Genomic DNA, 9208 nt, shown 5'->3' with positions numbered 1-9208 from the left:
GTGTGAACAATAATGTGTTTACTTTCAATGACTTATATGTATCAGTCGCAACACGCTATGTTGATTCACTCTTGCAAATTTATAAGTATCTGTACTCTAATGTGTTATATATTCAATTCTGTCCATGTTTCCCCCGTCTACACGTTTGTACGGGAATATTATTTCGGTTTGTAGATAGACATTTGAGAAGCAATGGCGCGCTTTTTGAAACGTTTCGTTATTTAGATAAAATCTATATAACGATAAAATGCTACTTATCTTTCTTACCGAATAATGAGAAGTGAACATAGCGTTTCGGATGCTCTTTCAGGTCCTCCAATAAGCTGGCTGCATTTTCGGTTGTAGCGTTCAGGTTATTGTATAAAGTCGGGTCGTTGAAAAGCAGTCCGAGGGTATTATCTTTGCTGTTCAATTTCTCTGTAAGAATTTTTACGTTAGCTAGCGTTTCGTCTATTTTTTTGAAAGTAGATGCATAGTCCACTTCTTTCAGGTTGCCGCTGATGGCTACGAAGTTATCTCCGATTGTATTCAGCTTGCTGGTGAGCTGCGGAATGTCGTTGCTCATAAGTCCTTTCACTTGCGAGCTGACTACTGCCAGATTGGCTGTGGTTGTTTCTATCGAATGTAAAGTAGCAGGGATACTCTTGTCACCTAAGATGTTGTTCAGCGAGATAAGGATGGAGTCCAGTTTCGGAAGCATTTCCTCTACTTTTGGGATGAGTTTTGCTGCACTTTCCATCATTCCGTTGTTCAGTGTGCCGGGGATGGTGTCACCTATGGCATATTTTTCGCGCGGGTTGTTGGCGAGAAGTATATTCATGCGCACACCGCCCATCAGTTCGGATACCAGTTCGGCGCTACTTCCTTTCGGGATACGCAGTTCTGTGTCAAGTTCTACTTCTACCACCACGTTACCGGGGTTCGTGTAATCATAATCAATGTCGCGTACAATACCCACACGAACCCCGTCTGCAAATACCGGGCTCGACTTGGTCAGTCCGTTCACGTTCTGAAATTTGGCATAGAAATAGCTGGAAGGTTGAAACATATGTATCCCTTTCAGCCAGTTAATTCCATAAATAAGCACGCATAGTGCAATGATACCTGCAATACCTATTCTGACTTCTTTTGTAATGTACTTCATTTTATCTTTTTATTTATTTCTTTTTTCTCTTTTTAAATTCAGCGATTGCTTCGTTGACGTTCATTTTCTCCCCGTTCCGGAAAGCGATGATGAAAGCGTCTTTGAATTGCGGCGTAATGGTACGTTTTGTGCGTAACACTTTGTTGTAATCACCGGAGGCGCCATATGTATATTTGTATATGCCCTTTTCCTTATAATAATCCACACCTTTCAGTCCTTTCAGCCGTTTGTCGTTTTTGGCGAGAGGTTTGGAAGAGGTGAGTATCTGTATCTTAAACGTAATTTCACTGTCATTGGTTGTGCTTTGCGACGCAATCGGACGGTTTGTTGTCGTTTTTGTTGCCGAAGCAGGTTTTGTCCTGGCTTCTGCCAATAATTCCTTCTGCTGAGGGGCTGTCACGCTTTCTGTGTCTTTTTGTGCAATTGCCGGAGCATCGTTTTCTTCCCGTTCAGTCGGGATAATCGTTTTGCTGACTCCTGTAAGGCGTATCTCGTGTTCTCTTTTATAATTCAGGAAAGCATGATAAATACCTTTTGCCATGGTTGAGGCTCCTGCTTCGGAACTTAGATAACGCTCTTCCTCGGGGGTAGAGATGAATCCTAGTTCTATCAGGATGCTCGGCATCGCACTTGCTTTCAGGACAAGGAATCCCGCTTGATGCACTCCGCGGTCTGCCCGTTTGCAGGTATGGCGGAATTGTTTCTGCATCAGTGAAGCCAAGTGTACACTCTGTTCCATATATTTGTCTTGCATGAATTCAAATATAATATATGACTCGGCAGAATTCGGGTTAAAACCGGCATATCTTGTTTGATAATCGCTTTCGTAAAGAATCACGGAGTTCTCCCGTTTGGCGACCTCTAGATTGGCATCCGATTTAGCCAACCCCAGCGTCCAGGTAGATGCACCTTTTGCTGTGCGGTTGTTTGCCAGTGCATTGGTATGAATAGAGATGAAAAGGTCAGCTTTCGCGTTGTTCGCTATTTCTGCCCGTCGTGCCAGAGGAATGAAAACATCTTTGCTGCGGGTGTAAATCACTTTGACGTCATCGCAGTTGTTTTTTATCAGGTTTCCCACCTTCAGGGCAACGCTCAGATTGATGTTTTTCTCTTTGGCAGTTTTGCCTATGGCGCCGGGGTCATGCCCGCCGTGTCCGGCATCAATAACTACAACAAAATCTTTCCCCCATAAATGGCTGGTACATGAGGGGAGAAAAAGTAGCCAAAGGCAAATGCATATATATACTATGTATGGTCTATTCAGTTTCATATTTGTAATACGGTGCAAATGTAGTAGAAATTTGTAGAAAACTCATGATTTGCTATTAAGTTTTGTGTTTTTTTCGGTATAATGATAGCTTTTTTCCTGAAATCTCCGTTACTTTGCGCTCCGAAGCTAAAATATACGACGATGCTTAAGTTTTTGAAAAATTGGACATTACCTATTGCCATGTTGGTAGGTGCCGTGGGGTATCCACTGTTCATCAGTCTTTCTTTCCTGACTCCCTATCTTATCTTTACGATGTTGCTGCTGACTTTCTGTAAGGTGTCTCCATGCGATTTGAAGCCTAAACCTCTACATGCGTGGCTGTTGCTGATTCAGATTGGCGGCGCGTTGGCGGCTTATCTGCTGCTCTACCGGTTCGACAAGATTGTAGCGGAAGGTGTGATGGTTTGTATTATTTGCCCGACGGCTACTGCTGCCGCGGTGATTACTTCCAAGTTGGGCGGCAGTGCGGCTAGCCTGACTACTTATACGTTGCTTGCCAATATCGGAGCGGCTGTTGCCGTGCCTGTTCTTTTTCCTTTGGTGGAGGTGCATCCCGATGTCACTTTTTTGGAGGCGTTTCTTGTTATTTTGGGTAAGGTATTTCCGTTGTTGATTTGTCCGTTCCTGCTTGCATGGCTGTTGAGTAAATGGCTGCCGAAAGTACATCAGAAACTGTTGGGTTACCATGAATTAGCTTTCTACTTGTGGGCTGTTTCGTTAGCCATCGTGACGGCTCAGACATTATATTCATTGCTCAATGACCCTGCTGACGGCTTTACTGAAATCATGATTGCTGTTGGAGCCTTGGTAGCTTGTTGTTTGCAGTTCTTCTTGGGGAAAACTATCGGATCTGTCTATAATGACCGCATCAGTGGTGGTCAGGCATTGGGACAGAAGAATACGATTCTGGCTATTTGGATGGCTCATACCTATCTCAATCCGTTATCTGCTGTTGCTCCGGGTTCGTATGTGTTGTGGCAGAATATTATTAATTCGTGGCAGTTGTGGAAAAAGAGAAAGAATGAATTGAAAAATCAAGCGTAAGACGTTAGACAAAGAATCGTAATGGATATAAATCAGAATTATAGAGAAGCGGTAAAGAATATAAAAGAAGCTATTCTACGCAGTCAGTATCGTGCGGCCGCATCGGTAAACAAGGAACAGTTGTCTCTTTATTACGGTATCGGACGTTATGTGTCGGAAAATTCCCGTACAGGTTTTTGGGGGAAAGGTGCAATTGAACAGATATCTTCTCTGTTACAGAAAGAGTTGCCGGGACTAAGGGGATTTTCAACTCGAAGCATTAAAAATATGCGGCAATTTTATGAAGAATGGGAACTCATTTTAAATCAGCAGCCATTGGCTGCCGATTTGGAGTTGGATGAAAAATTGCTTCTCATAGAAATTCGGCAGCCAATGGCTGCCGAATTTAACTGGTCTGATTTTCTTTCAATTGGCTTTAGTCATCACATAGAAATCATAGCCAAAGTTAAGACTTTGGAAGCACGATTGTTTTATATACATGAGTGCGCCACTCGCTATTGGAGTAAATACACTTTAAGGGATTACTTAAAAGCAGACCTATACAGCCATCAGGGAGCTTTACCTAACAATTTTGCACAAACATTCCCCGATGCCAAGCAAGTACTAAAAGCTGTTTGTTCATTCAAAGATGAATACTTGCTTGATTTCATCAATGTAGAGGAGCTGAATGAGCAGGAGGAAAATTTAGACGAAAAAATAGTAGAAAAGGTAATTGTTGCTAACGTGAAGAAGTTTATCATGACCTTTGGGCAAGATTTCAGCTTTGCAGGGAAATGAATCAAACCTTTGTAGAATTTGCAGTTCGTGATTATAACAAGCCGATGGGGTTGCTACTTATCGTACATCCAAAGATATGCCGGAACGACTTCGTAACGCCCTGCCTGATATTGAGGAACTGAAAAAACTATTGTAAAGTGAAAGACTTGTTCCTTTTTTGCAGGTAATTGTCTTTTGCTATTTCTGCAGAATGTCTAAAACTGAACATCGGAACTAAAAAAGAAAAAGCGATGGAGGAAATATTTGAAATAGAAGACTTAAAAGAGTTGGAAGAATTTTTGCAGACTCAATCGGAGATAGAACAGTTGCGCGAACGTTTGTTTGCCGGATTTCTGAAATATGCGGATTATAAAAATGCGGAAGAGTGGAACAAAGCCGTTCGTCTTTGCGAGAGCCTGGCTATTATCGGCTGGGGAAATCACGAACCTGTCGAAGCATTGAGAGGACAATTCTTTAATGGAAACCCAGCGACTTGTTTTCAAAATAAATTTGGAGAAGCTCGTTTTGTTGATGCCATTTGGTCAAAAAGAACCAACGGCTTTACTATGGAGCAGGGAAGAACTAGTTACTTTTTTAGCCCTGACGATCCGAAGCAAAAGCAATCCGTATTTTGGGAGTATGAGGTAAAGGAAGATATACAGGATATAAAACTTGAAAGCCAGAGAAACTGGATTCCTAAAAATCCGGTTTGGATAAAGCGGACAATTGGTAACTGTTATGAAAACTCCAAGGCAGTAATCGAAAGCATTGACAAAGAACTGAAACAGGAGTTGGATAGAAGGATGCGCCCCGAAATGTACGGACGCGCTATTAATCGAATTATAATTAATTGTTCGTATAGTTATTATGACCACGACCATTGTAAAACAAACTATATCATTGCCGATGAAAAGTTGAAATTGAAACAAAAAGATTTCTATCGGACACTGCTCACTGTGTTTACCAGGCAAGAAATAGAGAAGAATGGATATTTCCTTCGCAATCGTTTTGAATTTGGACCATTCAGGGCAGATACCGGCATAATTAGAATCGGACTAAACCTTGAAAAAGAGTTCAGCGAATTAAGCCATGCCGACCAGAAGCTGAAGTTAAGCGAGTATTTTCTGTTGGCACTAAACCGTGTAATCGACAGGCTGAAAAAGAAGAAACTAGATTATAACTTTGAGCTGATGCTTGAAGATTTTATTTCAATACTAACCAAGTGGAAATTATGAAAGATATAATAGAGTTGTTACAAAACGAAAGAAAAAAAACAGTTGACGCTTTAAAACAAGGCGAGCAGGATAAGTTATCTCATCTTCAACAAATAGACAAAGCTTTGGGCTGGCTGAAAGTCGTTGAAGATAATGAGTTGGCAACCGCGGGGAGTTATGAAATTCATAGATTGCCTGATCCAAACTATGGCTTTTCTTATTATCATTTAATGGTAGACAACGAAAGTAGCGATCCGAAAGACTGGGAAGAGTATAAACCCGATAATCAGTCATTGGAACTATGCTTTGATGATATTATAATAACACGGAAGTAATTGTTGGTAGCCGGTAAGGCACCCAAAATTCCCTACCAGTTTTATAGTATTTCCCGTTCTTTCTTTGTCAGACTTTTAACCACGATATCGTAGGACTTGCTTACAAGTTCTTTAATCTTATTATCGGCTACATCTTGGTTGAAATAAACGCTGATCCAATATTTCTTGTTCATGTGCCATCCCGGTCTTATACCGGCATATTCGGTCTGCAATTCCCTTGATTCATCGGGGTTGCATTTGATGCAGCAAAAATCAAAAATTTCAATATTAACGAAACAGAACCATTTGTCCGCTACATAAAAGCATAGAATGTCACGGCTATATTGGTCGGGCACATTGGGAAACGGCATCTTTTCATGGACTCCTTTAAAAGACAGGCAGTATTCTCTAAATTCTTCGATATTCATTTCTTTTTTATTGTTCAGTTATCTATGCAAAAATAGCTGGAATTAAGGAGTGGACAACCATTTTTCTATGAAAATATTCAGGTGAGATGTGTTTCCATGTACTTTGTTGGGTTAGTCGACTTCTTCAAATGAATAGCCGATCTTAAAACTACTTGACGATCCACCACCAAAACTGCCGTTAAAGGAATGAAACATCAGGTAAAACTTTGCCCTGGTGAAAGTGGTTGAAAATAATGAGTTGGAAACTGTGGGCAGCATTTTTACATTAGTTTTATTTTGTAACAGATTCTCTTTTGTTATCTTTGTGTGTGAAATCTGTCCTCAGCTGTGGAGTCTTTTGTGATGGTCGTTCGCGATATATTCAAGAGGAAAATCCTTGTCCGGGTATAACAAAATAAAGACTCATTGTGGATAAAACAGACATTTTACGAAACTTGAGGTGTAAAAATAGCTGGAGAACAGAAAACTAATAGACTTGGGTATACCCCTCCTTATGCTGAAATAGAATAGAACATCATTATGAAGAAATAGAAAACTTGTCAAAATACTAATTTAAAATCCTTAACACTATGCCGGATCTTGCAATAAACAATATCTTGAAGACAGAAGTTACGCTTATTCAGAAAATGATACAAGAATATGGTTATCGGCAACTGCTTAAAAAAAATCAATATTTTTGTCGTGCTAACAGTCCCAACTCATTAATAGCCTATGTCGTGAAAGGTGGTTTGAAATACTGTTGTCATGATTATAAAGGAAAGGAACAAGTTCTGAGTTTTGCATTTGACGGTGAATTGATTGGTAGTTATCTGGCTTGGCAAACCGGTAACAGGTCTCTCTATGACATTCAGGCAATAGAAGCCTCCGAGCTTTTTTGTATTAACATCAAAGAACTTAGCGCTTTGCTTACTATTTCCGATTTTAAAATATCAGCGACACGTTTTGTAGAAGTCATTGCCTTTGAAATACTTCGTAAAATAGTCTCCATGCGTTGTCAATCTCCTGAACAGTGTTATCTACAATTGCTTTCACGTGTGCCGGATATATTGGAACGAACTACATTACGTAATGTCGCCTCATACTTGGGCATCACTCCTGAAGCCCTAAGCCGAATGCGTACAAGAATGTTAAAAGATGATTAATTGGTAAAGCCTTGATTTTGGTCAAGTTTTTTTTGTTGTCTGCATTTTATCTTTGCGTTATCAATTATATTAATTCACTATGATGAAATCTATTAAATGCTCAGAGTTTCTGAAAAGGCGAATGATATTGTTAAAGAAAGTAGATGTGTGGAAGATAAGATAAACTGATTAAAATATTAAAAATGAGGAAGATTATTTTTATGGTATCTCAATTTTAGTTTGCCAATAAATATAAAAAGTTATCAGTTATGAAAAAAGTTCTTATGGTGCTATTCATAGGCATTATCGTATCGAGTTGCCTGAATGAAGAAGAAAAAAAAATTGTGCCGGAAGGTAGTTATAAGTTGCCTTCAACTGTAACTCTTGGTAAAGTTCGTATGTACACATCCAAAGGGGAAGTTACTGATGAGGCGAAGATCAAGAAGTTCCTGTCAGGAATATCTAGGTCGGATTCACAATATGATCCTATGGATTATGCAGGGTTCTTTTCTTTTGATAGTTCCTCACGCCCTATTGGTGATGAAAATTATCTGGATATAACATTTCATCCGGATGAGGCTGTTGTACAGACAAACCTGCTGTCAGATTCCGGGATAGACCCTGATGCACCTTATGGCGCATCCGTATTTAAGTACGGTAATCTGTTTATAGTAAGTAAAGGGAAGTCGGCTATGGATATACCCATAACGAGCATAACAGAATTTTTCGAAAGAGATAAGGTGAAGAAAATCAGTACAAAATCGCATTATGTGAATACTTCTATTAGCTACATGCCCGGCAGGATAAATTTTGCTTTGTTAGAACAGAACGGACAATTCGTTTTACCTTTCTTGACTTATGTGCACGGGCGATATTTGCGGCATGATAACAAGAGCTACTATGTAGAATCAACGTGCAACATGCTTAATACAGACTTCCTGAACCATGTACCGGTCAGTGATACGATTGTTGTTCAGGAAAGTTGGGCAATTTTGCAGAAGCAGTAAACTGGTTGCATGCTCCAAATATATAAATGCTATGTGCATACATGATAGAGACTTTTGAATTTTGTTGCCGTTACCCTGTGTAACCTTATCTTACATACGATTAAAATAACTCTCATTGCTCTTACTCTTTTTGATAATGTGTTTATTATCTGATAAATAAGTATGATAGATACTTTTTAAATCCGGTATCTATCATACTTTCTTCGTAAAAAACGCGTATCTATCATTCTTATTTTATTGCTTACTCCTTCATTGTATTAACCCGCACATAAATTTTGTGACTGCCGCTTCCAATGGTGTCCAGCACCCCTTCTTTCACCCAGCCGTTCAATTCATTCAGCGCTTTGTTCTTCAGTAGTCCCGTCAGTTGCGTATATTCCTTGCGTCGTATCATCGGTCTTTCATCCAGAAACTTCTCCAACCTGCGGCGACGTTCTTCCACCGGGACTTCGGCGGAATGTGAGAATCCAAACTTCGCTTTTTCTACAAATCCGCGAACCTTCTTTCGGAAAGAAGACGATGGACGAAAATTTACATTGTCGAAATAGATAGACTGCGCATGTATCTCTTTGGCATCCATCACCGGACGCGCTTTCAACTTGGCGGAAAAATAGCCAAGTTCACCCAACTGAACATGATACCCATTGACTAAATATTCGGATATTTTATTTTCAATAGCCAGTTGGACTCCCTCGATATCTGCCGGTGTGAAACTGGAAGCTTGGGCGATCTCTTTTACAATGTGTTGAAAGTCGACGGTCCCGTTCGATACGATACGGGGATACAGCGGCTGTTCGTCTTCGTCTTCTTTCGAAGACGGTTTTTTGCGGAAATCATACTTTGCGTACATGTCTTTTCTTTTATTGGTTAATGTGGCTGTAATGCCTTTTTGAAGGCGTATTAATTATTG

The 9208-nt window shown here is 40.0% G+C and carries 9 protein-coding genes and 1 pseudogene; 6 read left to right on the top strand and 4 right to left on the bottom strand.

Going from position 1 to position 9208, the window contains the following annotated elements; translation table 11 throughout:
* Positions 1-250: 250 nt before the first annotated feature.
* Positions 251-1144 (bottom strand): MlaD family protein, encoded by an 894-nt coding sequence (locus ACGHVY_RS15170; RefSeq protein WP_390599626.1) that lies wholly within the window; start codon positions 1142-1144, stop codon positions 251-253.
* A gap of 13 nt (positions 1145-1157) precedes the next feature.
* Positions 1158-2414 (bottom strand): N-acetylmuramoyl-L-alanine amidase, encoded by a 1257-nt coding sequence (locus tag ACGHVY_RS15165; protein WP_308746791.1) that lies wholly within the window; start codon positions 2412-2414, stop codon positions 1158-1160.
* An 81-nt stretch (positions 2415-2495) separates the two neighbouring features.
* Between ACGHVY_RS15165 and ACGHVY_RS15160 the strand changes: the two genes are divergently transcribed.
* From ACGHVY_RS15160 to ACGHVY_RS15145, 4 genes and pseudogenes are all read left to right on the top strand, one after another.
* A complete protein-coding gene (locus ACGHVY_RS15160) occupies positions 2496-3458 on the top strand; it encodes a bile acid:sodium symporter family protein (RefSeq protein WP_390599625.1) in 963 nt (320 codons plus the stop codon).
* Between the two features lie 21 nt (positions 3459-3479).
* Positions 3480-4371, top strand: a pseudogene (locus ACGHVY_RS15155) (DUF1016 N-terminal domain-containing protein).
* A 94-nt stretch (positions 4372-4465) separates the two neighbouring features.
* Entirely contained in the window at positions 4466-5449 is a 984-nt protein-coding gene (locus ACGHVY_RS15150; RefSeq protein WP_390599624.1) for a hypothetical protein, read from the top strand.
* Positions 5446-5763: a hypothetical protein gene (locus tag ACGHVY_RS15145; RefSeq protein ID WP_390599623.1), complete on the top strand. Its 318-nt coding sequence runs from the start codon at positions 5446-5448 to the stop codon at positions 5761-5763. Before ACGHVY_RS15150 ends, ACGHVY_RS15145 begins: the two co-directional genes overlap by 4 nt.
* 41 nt (positions 5764-5804) lie before the next feature.
* On the opposite strand, the gene ACGHVY_RS15140 is transcribed toward ACGHVY_RS15145, so the two are convergent.
* The gene (locus tag ACGHVY_RS15140; protein WP_390599621.1) at positions 5805-6170 is read right to left on the bottom strand and encodes an MmcQ/YjbR family DNA-binding protein; all 366 of its coding nucleotides are present in this window, start codon (positions 6168-6170) and stop codon (positions 5805-5807) included.
* Between the two features lie 569 nt (positions 6171-6739).
* On the opposite strand from ACGHVY_RS15140, the gene ACGHVY_RS15135 reads away from it, so the two are divergent.
* Positions 6740-7312 (top strand): Crp/Fnr family transcriptional regulator, encoded by a 573-nt coding sequence (locus tag ACGHVY_RS15135; protein ID WP_390599620.1) that lies wholly within the window; start codon positions 6740-6742, stop codon positions 7310-7312.
* A 248-nt stretch (positions 7313-7560) separates the two neighbouring features.
* The gene (locus ACGHVY_RS15130; protein WP_390599619.1) at positions 7561-8298 is read left to right on the top strand and encodes a hypothetical protein; all 738 of its coding nucleotides are present in this window, start codon (positions 7561-7563) and stop codon (positions 8296-8298) included.
* Between the two features lie 241 nt (positions 8299-8539).
* Here the strand turns inward: ACGHVY_RS15130 and ACGHVY_RS15125 are convergent, their stop codons facing one another.
* A complete protein-coding gene (locus tag ACGHVY_RS15125; RefSeq protein WP_390599618.1) occupies positions 8540-9148 on the bottom strand; it encodes an HU family DNA-binding protein in 609 nt (202 codons plus the stop codon).
* Between the last annotated feature and the right edge of the window lie 60 nt (positions 9149-9208).

The organism is Bacteroides sp. f07 (assembly GCF_042854785.1).
Classification (GTDB): Bacteria; Bacteroidota; Bacteroidia; order Bacteroidales; family Bacteroidaceae; genus Bacteroides.
The sequence above is the reverse complement of the archived record's forward strand: the minus strand, read 5'-3'. Positions and strand labels throughout refer to the sequence as shown.